The following is an 18,306-nucleotide window of genomic DNA, read 5'->3' as shown; positions in this document are numbered from 1 at the left end:
CCTCAGACCAGCGGCTTCGCGAAGCAGAGCGCGACGTAGTTGTCCCCGACGTAGGGCGGGAACGTGAGGACGGCGCGGTAGCCGAGCGAGCGGTAGAGCGCGATCGCGCCCGGTTGGCGGATGCCCGTCTCGAGCAGGAGCCGGGCCACCCCGCGCTCGCGGGCGACCGTCTCGAGCCCGTCGAGGAGCCTGCGGGCCGTCCCGGTCCTGCGTGCCCGGGCGCGCACGAAGACCTTCTTCACCTCGAGCGCGTCCGCGGGCGCCCCGGGCGCGGGACGGCGCAGCGACGCGCACCCGACGGCCTCGCCGTCCCGGTACGCGACGAGGGTCGTCACGACGTCGTCGCCGAGGCGTGCGTCGACGGCGTCGAACCCGCCGGCGGCGTCGAACCCGGCGAACAGCTCGGGGTAGAGGACCGCGGACGACGTCTCGTGCATCTCCCGTCGAAGCGCGGCCGCGTCCGGGTCGTCCCACGGGACGGCACGGACCTCGACGGGCGGCACGGTCACGGGGGCGCTCGCGGTCGACGGTGGCGTGGCGGTCGCCGTCGTCCGAGCGCCACGCGCCCCGAGCCGTTCACCCGTCGCCGACGTCTCCTCCGCGGCGTCCGGACCGACCCCCACGGCGTGTGCCGACGTCAGGTCGATGGCGAAGCAGCGCGAGAGCGGCTGCCCCGCGTAGTGGCCGTACGACTCGATCGGGACGTACCCGAGCGAGAGGTACAGCCCGATCGACTCGGGCTGCAGCGTCCCGGTCTCCAGGACGACGCGGTCGAGCCCGGCGTCGACCGCGTGCTGGTGGACGGCCCGCATCGCGGTGCGCGCGTGACCGTGGCCGCGATGGGCGGGCTCGACCCAGAGGCGCTTCACCTCGCCGGTGCGCGCGGGGTGCGTCCCGCCGCGACCGTCGGGCGTGCCCGACACGTCGCGCAGCGCGACGAACGCGACGGGCTCACCGGCGGAGCGGACCACGACGTTCGCGAGCGACGCGTCGGGCACGAACGTGCCCGCGTCGGGCTCGCCGTAGCGCACGGCGAGCTCCGCCTGCTGACGGGTGCGCAGGAGCTCGGCCGCGGCGTCGTCCCCGGGGACGGCCTCGACGGTGACGTGCGCGCCCGGGCGCCCGACGCCGTCGGGCAGCGCGCGGAGGGGCGAACCCGTCACGCCGACCTCGTCATGCGTTGACGAGCGCGCCCAGGACCGACGTGAAGAAGCCGAGCCCGTCGGTCCCCGCGCGCGGGCCTGCCTCGTTCGCCGGGCCGAAGCCCGCCTCGACGGCGTGCTCGGGGTGCGGCATGAGGCCGACGACGTTGCCCGCCGCGTTCGTGATGCCCGCGATCCCGCGGCGCGACCCGTTCGGGTTCCAGCCGTCGTAGCGGAAGACGACGCGGCCCTCGCCCTCGAGCTCGTCGAGCGTACGGTCGTCCGCGACGAACTGGCCGTCCTGGTTCTTGAGCGGGATCGTGATGCGCTGGCCGACGGTGTAGTCGCGCGTCCAGGCCGTGTCCGCGTTCTCGACCACGAGGACCTGCTCACGGCAGATGAAGTGCAGGTGGTCGTTCTTGACCATCGAGCCGGGCAGCAGGTGGGCCTCGGTGAGGACCTGGAAGCCGTTGCAGATGCCCAGGACGGGCAGGCCGCCCGCCGCCGCGTCGACGATCGACTCCATGACGGGCGCGAAACGGCTGATCGCGCCCGCGCGCAGGTAGTCGCCGTAGGAGAAGCCACCGGGCAGGACGACCGCGTCGACGCCGTGCAGGTCGGCGTCCGCGTGCCACAGCGACACGGCCTCGCCGCCCGCGAGGCGCACCGCGCGCGCCGCGTCGCGGTCGTCCAGCGTGCCGGGGAACGTGACGACGCCGATCCGCGCCGTCGCGAGCGTCGCGCCGGACATCAGGCGAGCCCCTCGGACGTGATCGTCGCGGCGGCGTCGGCCTCGATATCCGCGACGCGGACGACGTCCTCGATCACCGGGTTCGACAGGACCTTGACCGCGGCCTCCTCGGCCGCGGCGAGGATCTCCGGCGTGACCGGGCCGTCGACCTCGAGCTCGAACCGCTTGCCCTGGCGCACGGACGTGAACTGGGTGAAACCGAGGCGCGGCAGCGCCCCGACGACGGCCTTGCCCTGCGGGTCCAGGATCTCGGGCTTGGGCATGACCTCGACGACGACGCGTCCCACGGGGGCTCCTTGGCGAGAGAGTTCGGGAGAGCCGGGGCTCCGGGATCCCGCCCACGTCACGGCCGTCGAGGACGGTCGGTGGGACGGGACGAGCGGGAGCCGACGGCGGGATTCCGCGGCCAGTCTACCGGGCGCGCACGACCGTCCCGGCGGGCGTCCGCACCCTGGCACGACGGCGCCGCACCGGGCTCAGGCGCCGTCGGCTCGCGGCGGGTCGATCGGGGTGTCCACGGGGATGTTGCCGTCCAGCACGTGCTTGCGCCAGGCCCGCTCCCCGTTCGACCGGGAGAACAGCGTGGCGGACCCGATCGCGCACACGAGCACCAGCGGCCAGTACCACCAAGCGAACGGGAGACGCCACGCGTGCTCCGGTGTCGTCGAGACGAGCCCGAGCAGGGCCATCACGGTGGGGACGATCATCTGGATCCCCGTGACGAGGAGCGCGGCCGCGACGCCCCGGCGCCACGGGTAGAGCGCACCGTGGATGTCGTCGGCCACCCACCACCAATAGCGCGCCGGGAGCCGGGCGTCGAAGAGCCGGTACAGCAGCCATCGCCCGAGCGGCGGGTGCTCGCGCCACCGCAGGCCCCACCCCGCCCGGACCAGTCCCCACGCCTCCCGGGCGCCGATCCCACGGCCCCGGCGAGCGCCGTCGGGCACGGCGCCCGGCGGCGCGAGGTCGAGCAGCACCGCGAGCGCCTCGTCGCCGTGCAGGCGATGCCAGCGGGGCGGGTAGGCCCGGAGCCAGAACCGGGCGGACCGCTCGTACCGGCCCGCGCCGCCCGCGCTCACGCGCCGCTCCCCGCGAGGCCGTCGGCGGTGCCTGCCGGGCCGTGGCGCTCCAGGGACCGCCGCGCCCGCTCGGCGAGCTCGGCGAGGCGGAGGGTCTCGGCCCGGGCCGCACGGCGCCCGTCGTCGGTGGCGCGGTAGTAGCGCCGCAGGCGGCCGTCGACGACCTCCTCGCCGGTCGACACGACGAGCCCGGCGGCGACGAGCCGGTCGAGGTTGCCATAGAGCGTGCCGGCCCCGAGCCGGGTACGGCCGTCGGAGAGCTCGCGCACCGCCTGGATCACCGCGTACCCGTGCCGCGGCTCCGCGCTGAGGGAGAGCAGCACGAGGTACGCCTGCTCGGTCATGCGGAACACAGGAGGACTCGGCGTCATGGCCCGATATATATCGGATGACGACTCATCGCGCCAGCCCTCGACGCGTGTCGGAGGGTGCCGCTACAGTCGAACACGTGTTCGAGACGCACGCTCGGGCACGGTGCGAGGGCGGGGTCCTGCCCCTTCCCCGCCCTCGCACGAACTCGTTCCGCACGACGCATGGGAGGTCCGCGTGGCAGCACCGCTCGCCCCCGCCCCGGCCCCGGAGCGCGGCAGGGCTCGACCGACGCCGCAGACCGTCGCACGCGTCCTGACGCGCGACGAGACCTGCGTGTTCCCCGGGTGCCGCGTCCCGGCGTTCCGCTGCGACCTCGACCACGTCGTGGCCCCGCGGCCGGGCGCGGACGACGAGGCCGCGGCCGCCGCGCAGGAGGCCGACAACCTCGTCGCGCTCTGCCGGCACCACCGGGTCGTCCGCGCGCGCGACGGCTGGCGGCCCGCCCTGCTCGCCGACGGCTCGGTCCGGTGGACCGCGCCGAGCGGGCACACCTACGTGCGCCCGGGCGCCGCCCGGACCGCCTGAGGGCCTGGACCGCCTGAGGGCTCAGCCGAGCGCGGAGCCCGTGAGCCTCTCGTACGCCTCGAGGTACCGGGCGCGGGTGCGCGTGACGACCTCAGCGGGGATCGACGGCGGGGGGTTGTCGGACGCGCGGTCCCAGCCCGACGCCGGCGACGCGAGCCAGTCGCGCAGCGGCTGCTTGTCGAAGCTCGGCTGCGCCCGGCCCGGCTCCCACTGGTCCGCGGGCCAGAACCGCGACGAGTCCGGGGTGAGCACCTCGTCGCCGAGCACGGTCTCGCCCGTGGTCGGGTCGACGCCGAACTCGAGCTTCGTGTCGGCGAGGATCACGCCGCGCTCGCGCGCGATCCCCTCGGCCCGGGCGTAGACGGCGAGCGTGAGGTCGCGCAGGCGGGTCGCGTCGTCGATCCCGACCTGCTCGGCGACGACGTCGAACGAGACGTTCTCGTCGTGCTCGCCCACGGCGGCCTTGGTCGCGGGCGTGAAGATCGGCGCGGGCAGGCGCGAGCCGTCGACGAGGCCGGCGGGCAGCGGGACGCCGCAGACCTCTCCCCCGGCGCGGTACTCGACGAGCCCCGAACCGGTGAGGTAGCCGCGCGCCACGCACTCGACGGGGAACATGTCGAGGCGGCGGCAGATCATCGCGCGCCCGGCGACGACGTCGGGCACGAGGCCGTCGCCCGGCTCCGACGACACCTCGGTCGACACGACGTGGTTCGGCACGAGGTCGGCGAGCTGCTCGAACCACCACAGGCTGAGCTGCGTGAGCACGACGCCCTTGTCCGGGATCCCCGGCGAGAGCACGTGGTCGTACGCGCTGACCCGGTCGCTCGCCACCACCAGCACGACGTCGCCGAGCGGGTGCACGCCACCGACGGCGGGCAGGTCGGGCGCGTAGAGGTCGCGCACCTTGCCGGAGTACACGTGCGTCCAGCCGGGCAGGTCGAGCGACGCGGTGTCGAGCGCGTCCACCTCGCCGAGCGAGAGGGCCGGGGCAGGATCCTGAGGGGTGTCGGTCACGGCCCCTAGTCTCGCACCGGCCGCCGCGGGGGCGGCACCGTGTCCGACGACCGGTCGGTCAGCCTGTCAGCCTGCCGTGCCGAACCCGCGGCCCGAACCGGCGGCCCGTCCCGACGACCCTCCGGGTGGCGCCGTGACGCCTCGCCCGGCAGCACGGGACCACGACCCCCGTCGAACCCCGGCGCGACGAACGCCGCCGAAGCCGCTACTGTGCCGTCAGGACGGTCGTGGGAGCGCTCCCTCACCGTCGGGGGCCTGCATCGGAGCGACCCCCTCGGGGGCGCCTGCACCGCTGTCCCGGCCCGGCCGACGACGGCGGGGCCGACATCCGCACCGAGGAGGCAACGATGCACCACGGCACGATGCACCATCGCCTGACAGCGCTAGCAACCGGAGTCGGCGTGATTGCCGCGAGCGTCGGGCTCGCGACGGCCGCGAGCGCGAGCGCACCCCAAGCGAGCGCGCCCGCACCGGCGACCGTCGGGGCTGAGGCCCCAGCGCTGCTCGCCGGCCCCGTCCCCGGACCCGACGACCTGTCCCCTGGCCAGCTCCGCGCGCTCGAGCGCGACCTGGGCCTCGACGCGGCCGGCGTCGCCGACCGGCTCGCGCTCGACGCCGCGACCGCCGCCGTCGAGCAGGCACTGGGCGACGACCTGGGCGCCACGTACGCCGGCACGTGGGTCGACGCCGACGCCGCGACGCCCGTCGTCGCCGTCACCGACCCGGCCGCGGTCCCCGAGGTCGAGGCCGCGGGTGCCGAGGCCGTCGTCGTCGAGCACGGCCTCGCCGAGCTGGACGCCGTCGCCACCGGGCTGGACCAGGTGTCGACGCCGGACGCCGTCCAGGCCTGGTACGTCGACGTGACGACGAACGAGGTCGTCGTGGAGTCGCTCGACCCCGCGGCGGCGGAAGGGTTCGTCGCGGCCTCGGGGGTCGACGCGTCCGCCGTCCGCACCGTCGTCGTCGACGCGCCCTACGAGCTCACGGCCGACGTGCGCGGCGGCGACCGGTACATCACCCGGGACCCGGGCGCGTCGTCGGGGTCGGCCTGCTCGATCGGCTTCGCCGTGCAGGGCGGCTTCGTCACGGCCGGTCACTGCGGCGCCGCGGGCAAGGAGGTGCTCACGGCGAGCTGGGCGCGCATGGGCACGGTCCAGGCGGCGTCGTTTCCCGGGCACGACTACGCCTGGGTGCGCGTCGACGCCGGGTTCTCCCCCGTCCCCCGGGTGAACAACTACGCGGGCGGCACGGTCGACGTCGCCGGGTCGGCCGAGGCACCGGTGGGCGCGTCGGTCTGCCGGTCCGGCGCGACGACGGGCTGGCGCTGCGGCGTCATCGAGCAGAAGAACATCACCGTGAACTACGGCAACGGTGACATCCCCGGCCTCGTGCGCGGCAGCGCGTGCGCCGAGGGCGGCGACTCGGGCGGCTCGGTGATCTCGGGGAACCAGGCGCAGGGCGTGACCTCGGGCCGCATCAACGACTGCTCCAACGGCGGGAAGTTCATCTACCAGCCCGTCAACCCGATCCTGTCGGCGTACGGGCTGTCGCTCGTCACCACGGGCGGCGGGTCGGGCAGCGCGCTCGTCGGCCTCGCGGGCAAGTGCATCGACGTGCCGAGCTCGGACTTCAGCGACGGCAAGCGGCTGCAGCTCTGGACGTGCAACGGGACGAGCGCGCAGCGCTGGACGTTCGAGTCCGACGGCACGGTCCGCGCGGGCGGCAAGTGCATGGACGTGGCGTGGGCGAGCACCGCCGACGGCACGGCCGTGCAGCTCGCGAACTGCAGCGGCAACCCCGCCCAGCAGTTCGTGCTGAGCGGCGCGGGCGACCTCGTGTCCGTGCTGGCGAACAAGTGCGTCGACGTGCCGGGCAGCAACAGCACCAACGGCACGCAGCTGCAGATCTGGACGTGCAACGGCACCGCGGCCCAGAAGTGGCACAAGGCCTGACGTCCTGACGCGCCGAGCACGACGTTGTTGTCGTCAAAGCCCTCAGAACGACAGCAACGTCGTGCTCGGCCGCGTGGAACCTCGTTCTCGGCGGCGCCAGTGCGGCGGGCCCGACGGCGAGGGTCAGCCCGCGAGGGTGACCTCGCCCGCGGCGGCCTTCGCCGCGATGTCCGTGCGGTGGTGCGAGCCCGGGAGCACGATGCGGTCGACCGCCGCGTACGCCCGACGGCGCGCCTCGGCCAGGTCAGCACCGCGCGCCACGACCGACAGGACACGACCGCCCGCGGCGACCAGGCCGCCGTCGTCCGCGCGCGACGTGCCCGCGTGCAGCACGTGCACGCCTTCGACGTCCTCCGCCGCGTCGATGCCCGTGATCGGGTCGCCGCCGCGCACCGCGCCCGGGTAGCCGTGCGCCGCGACGACGACGGTGACCGACGCGTCGTCGTGCCAGCGCAGCGCGCCGATCTCGGCCAGGCGGCCCTGCGCCGCCGCGAGCATCACGGCGGACAGCGGCGTCGCGAGGCGCGTGAGCACCGACTGCGTCTCCGGGTCGCCGAACCGCGCGTTGAACTCGACGACGCGCGTGCCGCGGCTCGTCAGCGCGAGGCCCACGTACAGGACGCCGACGAACGGGGTGCCGCGCCGCGCCATCTCGTCGACCGTCGGCTGCGCGACGCGCGTGACGACCTCGTCGACGAGGCCCTCCGGCGCCCACGGGAGCGGGCTGTAGGCGCCCATGCCGCCCGTGTTGGGGCCGGCGTCGGCGTCGAACGCGCGCTTGAAGTCCTGGGCGGGCGCGAGCGGGACGACGGTCGCGCCGTCGCTCACGCAGAAGAGCGAGACCTCCGGGCCGTCCAGGTACTCCTCGACGACGACGCGCGGGTCCTCGGGCGTGCCGTCCGCCGCACGGCGCGGGGTCGCGAAGCACGCGGCGGCGTGCTCGAGCGCGGCCTGCCGGTCCACCGTGACGACGACGCCCTTGCCCGCGGCGAGGCCGTCGTCCTTGATGACGTACGGGGCGCCGAACGCGTCGACAGCGGCCGCGACCTGGTCGACGTCGGTGCACACGTGCGCGAGCGCCGTCGGGACGGAGGCCGCCGCCATGACGTCCTTGGCGAACGCCTTGGAGCCCTCGAGGCGCGCGGCCTCGGCGCTCGGGCCGAACACCGGGATCCCCGCCGCGCGCACCGCGTCGCCGACCCCCGCGACGAGCGGGGCCTCCGGGCCGACGACGACGAGGTCGACGCCCAGGCCGGTCGCGAGCGCGGCGACCGCGGCGCCGTCGTTCTGGTCGACCGCGTGCAGCGTCGCGAGGTCCCCGATACCGGGGTTCCCGGGGGCGGCGTGCAGCTCGTGCGGCTCGGCGCCCGGGCGGTCGGCCTCGTGCGCGAGGGCGTGGACGATGGCGTGCTCGCGGGCACCGGTCCCGACGACGAGGATCTTCACGGGCGCCGAGTCTACCGAGACCGCCCCCGCGAGCTGTCAGCGTCTCGTCGCGCTCGACCGCGACCGCCTGCTGACAGGTCGACGGCCCGAGAAGTTGTCAGCACCTCGTCGGCCTGGAGCGCGACCAGGTGCTGACAACTCGCGGGAGGGGTCAGTGGATGAGGTCGTGGCGCGGGATGATCGCGTCGCGGCTCGGGCCGACGCCGATGGCCGAGATCCGTGTGCCGGACATCTCCTCGAGCGCGAGCACGTACCGCTGCGCGTTCACCGGCAGGTCCTCGAACGTGCGGGCGCCGGAGATGTCCTCCCACCAGCCGTCGAGCTCCTCGTAGATCGGCTTCGCGTGGTGGAACGCCGTCTGGTCGAGCGGCATCTCGTCGTGGCGGACGCCGTCGACGTCGTACGCGACGCAGACCGGCACCTTCTCGAAGCCCGTGAGGATGTCGAGCTTGGTGAGCACCATGTCCGTGATGCCGTTGACGCGCGTCGCGTAGCGTGCGATGACCGAGTCGTACCAGCCGCAGCGGCGCGCGCGGCCGGTCGTCACGCCGTACTCGCCGCCCTGCTTGAGCAGGTACTCGCCGTTCGCGTCGAACAGCTCGGTCGGGAACGGGCCCTCGCCCACGCGGGTCGTGTACGCCTTGATGACGCCGATGACGGAGCTGATGCGCGTCGGCCCGACGCCCGAGCCGGTGAGCGCGCCGCCCGCCGTCGCGTTGGACGACGTGACGAACGGGTACGTGCCGTGGTCGACGTCGAGCATGGTCGCCTGGCCACCCTCGAAGAGGACGTTCTTGCCGGCGTCGAGGGCCTTGTTCAGCTCGAGCGCGGTGTCGGCCACCATCGGCTTGAGGCGCTCGGCGTACTGGAGCAGCTCGGCCACGGTCTCGTCGACCGTGATGGCGCGGCGGTTGTAGACCTTCACCAGCAGGTGGTTCTTCTGGTCGAGCGAGCCCTCGATCTTCTCCGCGAGGATCTTCTCGTCGAACAGGTCCCAGATGCGGATGCCGACGCGGTTGATCTTGTCCGCGTAGGCCGGACCGATCCCGCGGCCGGTCGTGCCGATGCGGCGCTTGCCGAGGAACCGCTCACTCACCTTGTCGATCGTGCGGTGGTACCCCGCGATGACGTGCGCCGACCCCGAGACGAGCAGGCGGGAGACGTCCACGCCGCGCGAGATCAGGTCGTCGAGCTCCTGGAACAGCACCTCGATGTCCACGACGACGCCGTTCGCGATGACCGGCGTGACGCCCGGGGACAGGATGCCCGACGGCAGCAGGTGGAGCGCGTACTTCTCGTCCCCGATGACGACCGTGTGGCCGGCGTTGTTGCCGCCGTTGAACTTGACCACGTAGTCGACCCGGGAGCCGAGCAGGTCGGTCGCCTTGCCCTTGCCCTCATCGCCCCACTGGGCACCGACGAGCACCACGCCTGGCATGGAATCCCCACTTTCGCACTGCCTGTTCCTCGGGCCGGTCATGGTCGTGGGCGCACCGGCGTCCGGAGCGGAGCGGGCAGGTCGTGCCCGACGGCGCTGGGCCCGCGGGCCCGAGGCGTCACCCGGGCGGCAGTCACCCGAGGACCGCGCCGAGTTTACCGGTCGGATGACGGAAATTGACCTTGAGGGTGCCGGCCGTCCCCGGCGCGCCGGTGCCGCCGGATCCTCGGACGGGCAGAATGGCCCCATGAGCGACACGCACGCGAACCTCCTCGACGGCCCCGCGCCGGTCCGCCTCCCCGACGACTTCGCGCACGTCCGCGACGCCATCGCCGCCGACGGCGACCCGTACGAGATCGCGGCCCGCACCCCGGCCAGCTCGCTCGCCTGGGCGTACCTCGCGGAGGACTTCCTCCACGAGAACGGGTCCCGCGGTGCGGTGACGGCGTACGCGTTCGCACGCACCGGGTACCACCGCGGCCTCGACTCGCTGCGTCGCGCGGGCTGGCGCGGGCAGGGCCCGATCCCCGCCGACCACGTCCCGAACCAGGGCTTCCTGCGCGCGCTGCTCGCGCTCGCGGAGTGCGCGGCGTACATCGGCGAGGTCGAGGAGGCGGAGCGCTGCGAGCAGTTCCTGCGCGACTCCGGGACGTCGGCCGACGAGGTCCGCGCCCTGCGCTGACGAGACCCGTCGCGCGCCCGTCCGGCAGGCCGGGTGGACGCGCGACGGACCCGGGCGGCGTCTAGAGTCGATGCCATGATCGAGATCGCCACGTCACCCGCGACGACGACCCTCGTCATCGCCGGGGACCTCGATCTCGCCGAGCGCGACCAGTTCCCGGAGATCGCGGCGCGCGTCGTCGGGCTGCGCCGTCAGCTCCTCGTGATCGACATGTGCCGCGTGACGTTCATGGACTCCACCGGCGCGGCGTTCCTCATCTCGCTCGCGGACTCGGGGCGCAAGCGTGGCGGCGCCACGGTGCTGCGCGGCTGCGACGACCGCGACCTGTTCGTGCTGGAGGTGTGCGGGGCGCTCGAGCTGTTCCGCATCGACGCCGACCACCGCTGCGAGCCCGCGACGCCGCCGTCCGGCTTCGCGCAGGTCGAGCCCCCGGCCTGACGCGCCCGGGCGCTCCTATCGCGCGGAGGGCCGCAGCGTCGCCCAGACGAGCTTGCCCGACGCCGTCGGGCGCCAGCCCCAGTCCGCGAGCCGCTCGACGATCTGCATGCCGAAGCCGCCCATGCGGTTCGGGTGCCCGTCCGTCGGGACGGGCGGCGCCGGGTTGGAGTCCTCGACCTCGACGCGGATGCCGTCGCCCGTGTCGAAGAGGCGCAGGGCGAGGTGCCCCCAGCCGTGGAGCACGCCGTTGGCCACCAGCTCCGAGACGACGAGCTCCGCGTTCGCGCTGTCGCGCACACCCCACGCCTGGCACGTGCGCACGACGGCGTGCCGCGCGCGCCCGATCGACGCGGGCTCGCTCGGCAGGAGCCACCGGCGGCTGCGCGGGCTGAGCACGACGGCCGACGCGTCGTGCACGGGGTCCGGGATGCGCACGACGACGAGCGCGACGTCGTCCTCGGGGGCGTCCGCGAGGCGGGACAGCAGCTCCTCGCCGACGCCCGCGGCGTCGACGGCCGTGACGGCCTCGGACGCGGCGACGAGCGCCTCGAGCCCCACCCGCAGCGCGCGGTCGCGGCGCTCGATGAGGCCGTCGGTGTAGAAGACGAGCGTGTCGCCCGGCGCGAGCGCTGCGACGCCCGTCGACCGGCTCCGGCCGCCGAACCCGACGAGCGCGCCCCCGGCGTCGTCGAGCTGGGTCACCGTGCCGTCGCGCAGCAGGAGCGGGGGCAGGTGCCCGGCGCGCGAGTACTCGATGCGCCACGCGTCGTCGGGCTGCTCGGCGTCGGGCTGGGTGAGCGCCGCGTACACGAGGCTCGCGGAGCGCGGGATGCGCATGCCCTGGACGAGCTGGTCGACGCGCTCGAGCACCGGCCCGGGCGTCGTGAGCTCGTACGCGTACGACCGCACGACCGAGCGGAGCTGTCCCATCGCCGCGGCCGCCTCGACGTCGTGGCCCACGACGTCGCCGATGACGAGCCCGACGACGTCCGGCGCGATCTGCAGGACGTCGTACCAGTCGCCGCCCACCTGGGCGTGCTCCGAGTTGGGCGCGTAGTAGGTCCAGACGTCGAGCCCGGTCACGTCGGCCTGCTCGGGCAGCATCGCGCGCTGCAGCGTCTCGGCGAGCCGGTGCTCGCGGGCGTAGAGCCGCACGTTGTCGATCGCGGTGCCGGCCCGGCGCGCGATGATCTGCAGGAGCGTGCGCACGCCCTCGCGCGCCTCCGCCTCGGTACCGAGCCCGTGGGGGCCCGCCTCGGAGGTGTCGCCCGTGACGAGCAGGCCGAGGATGCGGCGTCGTCCCGGGACCGCCGTGACGGTGACGGTGCCCGGCCGGTGCGGCAGGCCGGAGAGGCGGTGGTGCAGGTCGCGCTGGAGCCAGCCGGAGGCCGACCACTGCGGGTACGTGGCGGACAGGTCGAGGGTCACGGGGCCCTCGATGCGCCCGTCCAGGACGTCCTGGACGCGGTCGGGCACGTCGACGAGGCGCACGCGCGGCAGAGAGCCGGTGACGGCGGCGGAGTCACCGAGCGCGTCGGTCGTGTGCAGGCCGGGTGCGACCGGGTACGCCCCGGGCGTGTAGCGGCCGTGGCGTTGCCCGCGCCCGCTCGGGGGCGCGGCGGTGTCGACGCCCTCCGCGTACCGGAGCCCGTCGTCGTTGAGGTAGAAGCCGGCCCAGTCGACGACGTACCCGGCGAGGAGCTCGGTGATGTCGCGCAGCGCGTACGGCTGGTCGAGGTCGGCGAGGAGGTCCGAGCTGCGGGAGACGACGTCGAGCACCGCGCGCTCGCGCCGCTCCAGCGCGAGCGACGCGACCTGGGCCGCGTACCGCTCGAGGTGCTCGGAGACGTCGACCTGCACCCCGACCCAGTGGGTCACGGTTCCGTCGGGGCCGGCGAGCGGGGCGAGCGAGAGCTGCGTCCACACCGGGGAGCCGTCGCGGCGCAGGGCGCGGACGGTGTGCGTGATCTCGCGCTCCTCCGTGATGGCGGCGCGCAGCTCCTGCGCCTCCACCGGCTCGGTGAGCAGGGACTCGAGGACGTGGGGGCTGCGACCGACGACCTCCGTGGCGGCGAAACCGGTCTGGCGCTCGAACGCGGCGTTCACCCACACGATCGGCATCTCGTCCGAGCGCGGCCCGGTGACGAACATCGCGACGCCGGCGCCCTCCATCGCGCGCGTGCACAGCTCCTGGACGTGCGCGGGCAGGTCGGTGCCGAGCCCCGGCGAGCTGCCCATCGTCACCTCCGACGGTCCGTGCGTCGATCGTCTGGATCCGGACGCCACGGTCGCGTTACTGTCCCGACTGGACATTCAACCGTAGATTGGTGCTTCCCGAGACCGGAACGGGTCGGGACCACGCAGAGAGGAGCGCCGGTGCGCGAAGGTACACCCTCGGCCGCCGACCGTCCGGTCGGCGTCGCCGGCGACCCCGCCGGGGCGGGCGACCCGGCGAGCGTGCACGTCATCGTGGGGACGACGCGGGCACGCATCGTCCTCTCGGGCGAGATCGACGCCGACCTCGGCGCCGACCTCCAGGAGGCGACCGCCGCGGCGGAGGACTCCGGGCTCCCGGTCGAGATCGACGCGCACCACGTCACCTTCATGGACTCGTCCGGGGTGGCGTTCCTCGCGCGCCTCGCGTCACGCGGCCCGCACCGGGTCCGCGTCCTGCGCGCCCCGCCGACGGTCCGGTTCCTCCTCGAGGTGACCCGCATCGGCGAGCTGCTCGACATCGTCGACGTGGACCCCGGCTTCGACCTCGACGAGCCGGGCACGGGCAACGGCTCCGACGCCACGGACTGACGTCGACGCCGCCTGTCGCACGGTCGCGACCAACCGTCACCGGTCACGACCCAGCTGCACGGCCCGCACCGGGCACGACCCACGACGAAGGCCCCCGGTCCGTACGGACCGGGGGCCTTCGCGCGTCCGGAGCCGGCGCAGCGCCGGCTCTCGGGGCGTCAGCGGATCTTGTTGCCCGCCGAGCGCAGCTGCTGCGACGCCTCGATGATGCGAGCGGCCATGCCGGCCTCGGCCAGCTTGCCCCAGGCGCGCGGGTCGTAGGCCTTCTTGTTGCCGACCTCGCCGTCGACCTTCAGGACGCCGTCGTAGTTCGAGAACATGTGGCCGACGACCGGACGCGTGAACGCGTACTGCGTGTCCGTGTCGATGTTCATCTTGATGACGCCGTAGTCGACCGCGGCCGAGATCTCCTCGGCCGTGGAGCCGGAGCCGCCGTGGAAGACGAGGTCGAACGGGTTCGCCTTGCCGACCTTCGCGCCGACGGCCTCCTGGATCTCCTTGAGGATCTCCGGGCGGAGCTTGACCGCGCCCGGCTTGTACACGCCGTGCACGTTGCCGAACGTGAGGGCCGTCAGGTAGCGGCCCTTCTCACCCGTGCCGAGGGCCGCGATCGTCGCGAGGCCGTCCTCGACCGTCGTGTAGAGCTTCTCGTTGATCTCGGCCTCGTGGCCGTCCTCCTCGCCACCGACGACGCCGACCTCGATCTCGAGGATCGTGCGCGCCGCCTGCGAGAGCTCGAGGAGCTCCGCCGCGATGGTGAGGTTCTCGTCCAGCGGGACGTCCGAGCCGTCGTACATGTGCGACTGGAACGTCGGCAGGCCGCCGTTCTTCACCTGCTCGGCCTCGAGGGCCAGGAGCGGGCGGACCCAGGAGTCGAGGTTCTTCTTGACGCAGTGGTCGGTGTGGATCGCGATCTGCACGGGGTAGCTGTTCGCGACCTCGCGCGCGTACGCCGCGAGCGCGAGCGAACCGGCGATGCGGTCCTTGACCGTCGAACCCGAGCCGTACTCGGCGCCGCCCACGGAGACCTGGATGATGCCGTCGGACTCGGCCTCGGCGAAGCCCTGGAGCGCGGCGGTGATGGTCTGCGACGAGGTGATGTTGACGGCCGGGTAGGCGAACGAGCCTGCCTTCGCCCGGTCGATCATCTCGGCGTAGACCTCGGGGGTAGCGATGGGCATGCGAAGCTCCTGTGGAGTCGTGCGGGGTGGACTGTCGGGTCAAAGTCTGGCATGGATGACAGCGCGGGCGTCAGGGCCGTTCGACCTGTGGTCGCCCGGTGACCACGCCTCTACCTCGCGCCGCCGGCCGGGGCGAGGTGCCGCGCGGCCCACGCGTGCAGGGCGATCGCGCCCGCCGCCCCGGCGTTGATCGAGCGGGTCGAGCCGTGCTGGGTGATGTGCAGGACGTCGCGGCACGCGGCGACCGCCTCGGGCGTGAGCCCGGTCGACTCCTGGCCGAGCAGCAGCACGCACGACGCGGGCAGCGCGTAGCCCTCGATCGGGACGGAGCCCGGCAGGTTGTCGACGCCCAGGAGCGGCAGCCCCTCCCCCGCGGCCCAGGTCGCGAGGTCGTCGACGGACGCGTGGTGGTGCACGTGGAGGTAGCGGTCGGTGACCATCGCGCCGCGGCGGTTCCACCGGCGCCGCCCGACGACGTGCACGCCCGCCGCGTTGAACGCGTTCGCCGTGCGCACCACGGACCCGATGTTGAGGTCGTGCGCCCAGTTCTCGATCGCGACGTGCAGGGAGCGCGCGGGGTCGCGCCGCGCGTCGAGGTCCGCCACGACGGCCTCGACGGTCCAGTAGCGGTAGGCGTCGACGACGTTGCGCCGGTCGCCGTGCGCGAGCAGCTCGGGGTCGTAGCGGGGGTCGAGGCGGGTCGCCCCGGGCGGGCCCCCGAGGTCCGGGACGCGCGGCCACGCGTCCGGCCCGCCGGGCCACGGCCCCACCCCCACCTCGCGCTCCTCGCCGCGCTCCTCGGCGCGCTCGTCGTCCCCGACGGCGGGTCGCGCCCCGGGCGGCTCCGCGCGCACCCCGTCGGACGGCGTCATGCGCGCTCCCGCAGCCACTCGCGGTACGTGAGCGTCCCGTAGCGGTGGTCGGGCACGAGGTTGTGGCCCGCGCGGAAGAACTCTCCCAGGGGGCCGGGCAGCGGCACACCGACGACCGGCCGGCGCGAGCCGTGCGCCGCGCGCCAGGCGCGCGCCATGTCGCGCGCGTCGAGGACCTCCGGGCCGCCGATCGTCACGGTCGTCGCGGCGGGGCCGGGACCTGGCACGCCGCTCCCGGGCGGCGTCCCCTCGGCGGCGTCGACGAGCGCCCGCGCGACGTCGGCGAGCGCGATCGGCTGGAACCGCACCCCGCGCGGCACGGGCAGGAGGCCGAGGCGCGCCCACCGGCCGAGCCGTCCGTCGCGCCCGAGGAAGATCTCGAGGAACTCGTGGAACTGGGTCGCGCGCACGACCGTCGTCGGGACGCCCCCGGACGAGAGGATCCGCTCCTGCTCGGCCTTCGCGCGGTAGTACCCGTAGTCGCCCTGGTCGACGTTCACGATGGACAGCACCACCACGCGGCCGACCCCGGCACGGTGGGCCGCCGCGGCGAGGCGACGCGCGCCGACCGTGAAGACCTTCATCGCCCCCGGCGACATCCCGTTGCTCGCGTCGACCACCGCGTCGGCGCCTGCGAACGCCGTGTCGAGCGCGGTCGTGACCGTGCCGTCGTCGGACCCGAGGAGGTCGACGCGGTGGTGCGTCGTCCCGGGGACCCGCGCCCCGTCGTCCGGCACGTGCCGCGAGAGCACGCGCACGTCGTGGCCGCGCGCGACGGCCTCCCGCACGACGGCGCGACCTGCCGCGCCGGTCCCGCCCACCACCGCGATGCTCGCCATGACGGACATTCTGCCCGGTACGCGCCTCACCGCTCCGGCCGCGCGAGACCTTCACGGCCGGTGCACACCCGGCGTCGGGGACGAGCGCACCGCCCCCACTACGCTGGTGACCCGTGAACACCCTCGCCGAGCTCGTCTCCGCCCTGCCCGGGGCCGCGCACGCCGCGGGCCTCGGCGCCGCCGGACCCGTCGCCGCCCTGGGCCCGGACTGGATGGACCCGATGTCGCTCATCGAGCGCTTCGGCGACGCCGCGCTCGTGGGCATCGTGGTCGTCATCTTCATCGAGACGGGCCTGCTGTTCCCGATCCTGCCGGGCGACTCGCTGCTGTTCACCGCGGGCGCGCTCGTCGCGCAGGACTCGCTGCAGATCAGCCTGCCCGTGCTGCTCCTCCTGCTCTTCGCGGCGGCGTTCCTCGGCGACCAGACGGCGTACCTCATCGGGCGCACCGTCGGGCCCAAGGTGTTCGACCGGCCGGACTCGCGGTTCTTCAAGCGCAAGTACATCGACCAGACCAACGCCTACTTCGAGAAGTACGGCGGCCGGACGATCGTCATCGCGCGCTTCGTGCCCATCGTGCGCACGTACGCGCCGGTCGCCGCGGGCGTCGGCAAGATGCACTACCGCCACTTCGTGGGGTTCAACGCGCTCGGCGCGCTGCTGTGGGCCGTGGGCCTCACGTGGCTCGGCTACCTGCTCGGCAACATCACGTTCGTCAAGGACAACATCGAGGCGCTCGTCCTGCTCATCGTGTTCCTCTCGGTGATCCCGATGATCGTGGAGGTCTGGCGCGGGCGCCGCGCCGAGAAGCGGGCCGCGGCGCTCGAGGCGCAGATCGCGGCCGACGCGGCGGGCACCGGCGGCGAGCCGGCCGTCACCGAGGACACGACCGCCGTCGGGCACGGCGAGACGGACGGGAAGGACGCCTGAGATGACACGAGAGATCACGAGCTGGCTGACGGACATGGACGGCGTGCTCGTCCACGAGGGGCACGCGATCCCCGGCGCCCCGGAGTTCGTGCGGGCGCTGCGCGACAAGGGCCGCCCGTTCCTCATCCTCACGAACAACTCGATCTTCACGGCGCGCGACCTGCGCGCGCGGCTCGCGACGTCGGGCATCGACGTGCCCGAGGAGTCGATCTGGACGTCGGCGCTGGCCACCGCCCAGTTCCTCAGCGACCAGATCCCGAGCGGCAGCGCGTACGCCGTCGGCGAGGCGGGGCTGACGACGGCGCTCTACGAGGCGGGCTACACGCTCACCGAGTCCGACCCGGACTACGTGGTGCTGGGCGAGACGCGCACGTACTCGTTCGAGGCGATCACCAAGGCGATCCGCCTCATCCTCGGCGGCTCGCGGTTCATCTGCACCAACCCGGACACGACCGGCCCCTCCCAGGAGGGCCCGCTGCCCGCCACGGGCGCGGTCGCGGCGATGATCACGGCGGCGACGGGCCGCAAGCCGTACTTCGTCGGCAAGCCGAACCCGATGATGTTCCGCTCGGCGCTCAACCGCATCGACGCGCACTCGGAGAAGACGGCGATGATCGGCGACCGCATGGACACCGACGTCGTCGCGGGCATCGAGGCCGGGCTGTACACGTACCTCGTCATGACGGGGTCCACGAAGATGTCCGACGTCGACCGGTTCCCGTTCCGCCCGAGCAAGGTCGTCGACTCCGTCGCGGACCTCGTCGACCTGGTCTGAGGCCCACCGCTCCCCCGCACGCACGACGGCGCCCGGTCACCTCGCGAGGTGACCGGGCGCCGTCGT

19 protein-coding genes are annotated in these 18,306 nt (G+C 74.1%); 7 read left to right on the top strand and 12 right to left on the bottom strand.

Annotated features, from left to right (window positions below):
- Positions 1-2: 2 nt before the first annotated feature.
- From JOE63_RS04625 to JOE63_RS04605, 5 genes are all read right to left on the bottom strand, one after another.
- Entirely contained in the window at positions 3-1,163 is a 1,161-nt protein-coding gene (locus tag JOE63_RS04625; RefSeq protein ID WP_307839932.1) for a GNAT family N-acetyltransferase, read from the bottom strand.
- Between the two features lie 10 nt (positions 1,164-1,173).
- The gene (purQ, locus tag JOE63_RS04620; protein ID WP_087470937.1) at positions 1,174-1,893 is read right to left on the bottom strand and encodes a phosphoribosylformylglycinamidine synthase subunit PurQ; all 720 of its coding nucleotides are present in this window, start codon (positions 1,891-1,893) and stop codon (positions 1,174-1,176) included.
- Positions 1,893-2,180, bottom strand: a complete 288-nt coding sequence (purS, locus tag JOE63_RS04615; RefSeq protein WP_087470936.1) for a phosphoribosylformylglycinamidine synthase subunit PurS — start codon at positions 2,178-2,180, stop codon at positions 1,893-1,895. The genes purQ and purS overlap by 1 nt, the downstream gene beginning before the upstream one ends.
- 189 nt (positions 2,181-2,369) lie before the next feature.
- Positions 2,370-2,972, bottom strand: a complete 603-nt coding sequence (locus JOE63_RS04610) for a hypothetical protein (protein ID WP_204539507.1) — start codon at positions 2,970-2,972, stop codon at positions 2,370-2,372.
- Positions 2,969-3,316 (bottom strand): PadR family transcriptional regulator, encoded by a 348-nt coding sequence (locus JOE63_RS04605; RefSeq protein ID WP_204539503.1) that lies wholly within the window; start codon positions 3,314-3,316, stop codon positions 2,969-2,971. Before JOE63_RS04605 ends, JOE63_RS04610 begins: the two co-directional genes overlap by 4 nt.
- Before the next feature lie 202 nt (positions 3,317-3,518).
- Here JOE63_RS04605 and JOE63_RS04600 point away from each other — a divergent pair, with 202 nt between their 5' ends.
- Positions 3,519-3,869, top strand: coding sequence for a hypothetical protein (locus JOE63_RS04600; protein ID WP_204539500.1), 351 nt, complete (start codon positions 3,519-3,521; stop codon positions 3,867-3,869).
- 21 nt (positions 3,870-3,890) lie between these two features.
- Here the strand turns inward: JOE63_RS04600 and JOE63_RS04595 are convergent, their stop codons facing one another.
- Positions 3,891-4,835 carry a phosphoribosylaminoimidazolesuccinocarboxamide synthase gene (locus JOE63_RS04595; protein ID WP_087470933.1) on the bottom strand — a complete coding sequence of 315 codons (945 nt, stop codon included), beginning with the start codon at positions 4,833-4,835 and terminating at the stop codon, positions 3,891-3,893.
- Positions 4,836-5,284: 449 nt separating this feature from the next.
- On the opposite strand from JOE63_RS04595, the gene JOE63_RS04590 reads away from it, so the two are divergent.
- Positions 5,285-6,835: a ricin-type beta-trefoil lectin domain protein gene (locus JOE63_RS04590; RefSeq protein WP_307839931.1), complete on the top strand. Its 1,551-nt coding sequence runs from the start codon at positions 5,285-5,287 to the stop codon at positions 6,833-6,835.
- A 123-nt stretch (positions 6,836-6,958) separates the two neighbouring features.
- Here JOE63_RS04590 and purD read toward each other — a convergent pair whose 3' ends face one another.
- Both purD and JOE63_RS04580 read right to left on the bottom strand, forming a co-directional pair.
- Entirely contained in the window at positions 6,959-8,281 is a 1,323-nt protein-coding gene (gene purD, locus JOE63_RS04585; protein WP_087470932.1) for a phosphoribosylamine--glycine ligase, read from the bottom strand.
- Between the two features lie 151 nt (positions 8,282-8,432).
- Positions 8,433-9,719 carry an adenylosuccinate synthase gene (locus JOE63_RS04580; protein ID WP_087470931.1) on the bottom strand — a complete coding sequence of 429 codons (1,287 nt, stop codon included), beginning with the start codon at positions 9,717-9,719 and terminating at the stop codon, positions 8,433-8,435.
- A gap of 247 nt (positions 9,720-9,966) precedes the next feature.
- On the opposite strand from JOE63_RS04580, the gene JOE63_RS04575 reads away from it, so the two are divergent.
- Positions 9,967-10,401: a DUF3151 domain-containing protein gene (locus JOE63_RS04575; protein WP_087470930.1), complete on the top strand. Its 435-nt coding sequence runs from the start codon at positions 9,967-9,969 to the stop codon at positions 10,399-10,401.
- A gap of 75 nt (positions 10,402-10,476) precedes the next feature.
- Positions 10,477-10,839: an STAS domain-containing protein gene (locus tag JOE63_RS04570; protein WP_087470929.1), complete on the top strand. Its 363-nt coding sequence runs from the start codon at positions 10,477-10,479 to the stop codon at positions 10,837-10,839.
- 15 nt (positions 10,840-10,854) lie between these two features.
- Here JOE63_RS04570 and JOE63_RS04565 read toward each other — a convergent pair whose 3' ends face one another.
- On the bottom strand, positions 10,855-13,077 hold the full coding sequence (locus tag JOE63_RS04565) for an ATP-binding SpoIIE family protein phosphatase (RefSeq protein WP_087472723.1): 2,223 nt from the start codon (positions 13,075-13,077) through the stop codon (positions 10,855-10,857).
- Between the two features lie 138 nt (positions 13,078-13,215).
- Here JOE63_RS04565 and JOE63_RS04560 point away from each other — a divergent pair, with 138 nt between their 5' ends.
- Entirely contained in the window at positions 13,216-13,644 is a 429-nt protein-coding gene (locus JOE63_RS04560; protein WP_374058993.1) for an STAS domain-containing protein, read from the top strand.
- A gap of 158 nt (positions 13,645-13,802) precedes the next feature.
- On the opposite strand, the gene fbaA is transcribed toward JOE63_RS04560, so the two are convergent.
- The 3 genes from fbaA to JOE63_RS04545 all read right to left on the bottom strand — a co-directional run bounded on the left by fbaA (position 13,803) and on the right by JOE63_RS04545 (position 16,536).
- Positions 13,803-14,825 (bottom strand): class II fructose-bisphosphate aldolase, encoded by a 1,023-nt coding sequence (fbaA, locus tag JOE63_RS04555; RefSeq protein WP_087470928.1) that lies wholly within the window; start codon positions 14,823-14,825, stop codon positions 13,803-13,805.
- Between the two features lie 110 nt (positions 14,826-14,935).
- Positions 14,936-15,697 carry a TrmH family RNA methyltransferase gene (locus JOE63_RS04550; protein WP_087472721.1) on the bottom strand — a complete coding sequence of 254 codons (762 nt, stop codon included), beginning with the start codon at positions 15,695-15,697 and terminating at the stop codon, positions 14,936-14,938.
- The gene (locus tag JOE63_RS04545) at positions 15,694-16,536 is read right to left on the bottom strand and encodes an SDR family oxidoreductase (RefSeq protein ID WP_087472720.1); all 843 of its coding nucleotides are present in this window, start codon (positions 16,534-16,536) and stop codon (positions 15,694-15,696) included. The genes JOE63_RS04550 and JOE63_RS04545 overlap by 4 nt, the downstream gene beginning before the upstream one ends.
- A 113-nt stretch (positions 16,537-16,649) precedes the next feature.
- On the opposite strand from JOE63_RS04545, the gene JOE63_RS04540 reads away from it, so the two are divergent.
- Together JOE63_RS04540 and JOE63_RS04535 are read left to right on the top strand one after the other, a co-directional pair.
- The gene (locus JOE63_RS04540) at positions 16,650-17,465 is read left to right on the top strand and encodes a VTT domain-containing protein (RefSeq protein ID WP_374058992.1); all 816 of its coding nucleotides are present in this window, start codon (positions 16,650-16,652) and stop codon (positions 17,463-17,465) included.
- 1 nt (position 17,466) lies between these two features.
- Positions 17,467-18,240: an HAD-IIA family hydrolase gene (locus JOE63_RS04535; RefSeq protein WP_047233591.1), complete on the top strand. Its 774-nt coding sequence runs from the start codon at positions 17,467-17,469 to the stop codon at positions 18,238-18,240.
- Positions 18,241-18,306 lie beyond the last annotated feature (66 nt).

Origin of the sequence: Cellulosimicrobium cellulans (genome assembly GCF_016907755.1) — a bacterium.
In the GTDB taxonomy this organism is placed as follows: domain Bacteria; phylum Actinomycetota; class Actinomycetes; order Actinomycetales; family Cellulomonadaceae; genus Cellulosimicrobium; species Cellulosimicrobium cellulans_D.
This window is presented reverse-complemented; position numbering and strand designations above follow the sequence as displayed.

Coding starts and splice junctions, on each gene's coding strand:
- purQ (WP_087470937.1), bottom strand. CDS start 1,893: ATGTCCGGCGCGACGCTCGCGACGGCGCGGATCGGCGTCGTCACGTTC.
- JOE63_RS04605 (WP_204539503.1), bottom strand. CDS start 3,316: ATGACCGAGCAGGCGTACCTCGTGCTGCTCTCCCTCAGCGCGGAGCCG.
- JOE63_RS04580 (WP_087470931.1), bottom strand. CDS start 9,719: ATGCCAGGCGTGGTGCTCGTCGGTGCCCAGTGGGGCGATGAGGGCAAG.
- JOE63_RS04575 (WP_087470930.1), top strand. CDS start 9,967: ATGAGCGACACGCACGCGAACCTCCTCGACGGCCCCGCGCCGGTCCGC.
- JOE63_RS04570 (WP_087470929.1), top strand. CDS start 10,477: ATGATCGAGATCGCCACGTCACCCGCGACGACGACCCTCGTCATCGCC.
- JOE63_RS04565 (WP_087472723.1), bottom strand. CDS start 13,077: ATGGGCAGCTCGCCGGGGCTCGGCACCGACCTGCCCGCGCACGTCCAG.
- fbaA (WP_087470928.1), bottom strand. CDS start 14,825: ATGCCCATCGCTACCCCCGAGGTCTACGCCGAGATGATCGACCGGGCG.
- JOE63_RS04550 (WP_087472721.1), bottom strand. CDS start 15,697: ATGACGCCGTCCGACGGGGTGCGCGCGGAGCCGCCCGGGGCGCGACCC.
- JOE63_RS04545 (WP_087472720.1), bottom strand. CDS start 16,536: ATGGCGAGCATCGCGGTGGTGGGCGGGACCGGCGCGGCAGGTCGCGCC.
- JOE63_RS04535 (WP_047233591.1), top strand. CDS start 17,467: ATGACACGAGAGATCACGAGCTGGCTGACGGACATGGACGGCGTGCTC.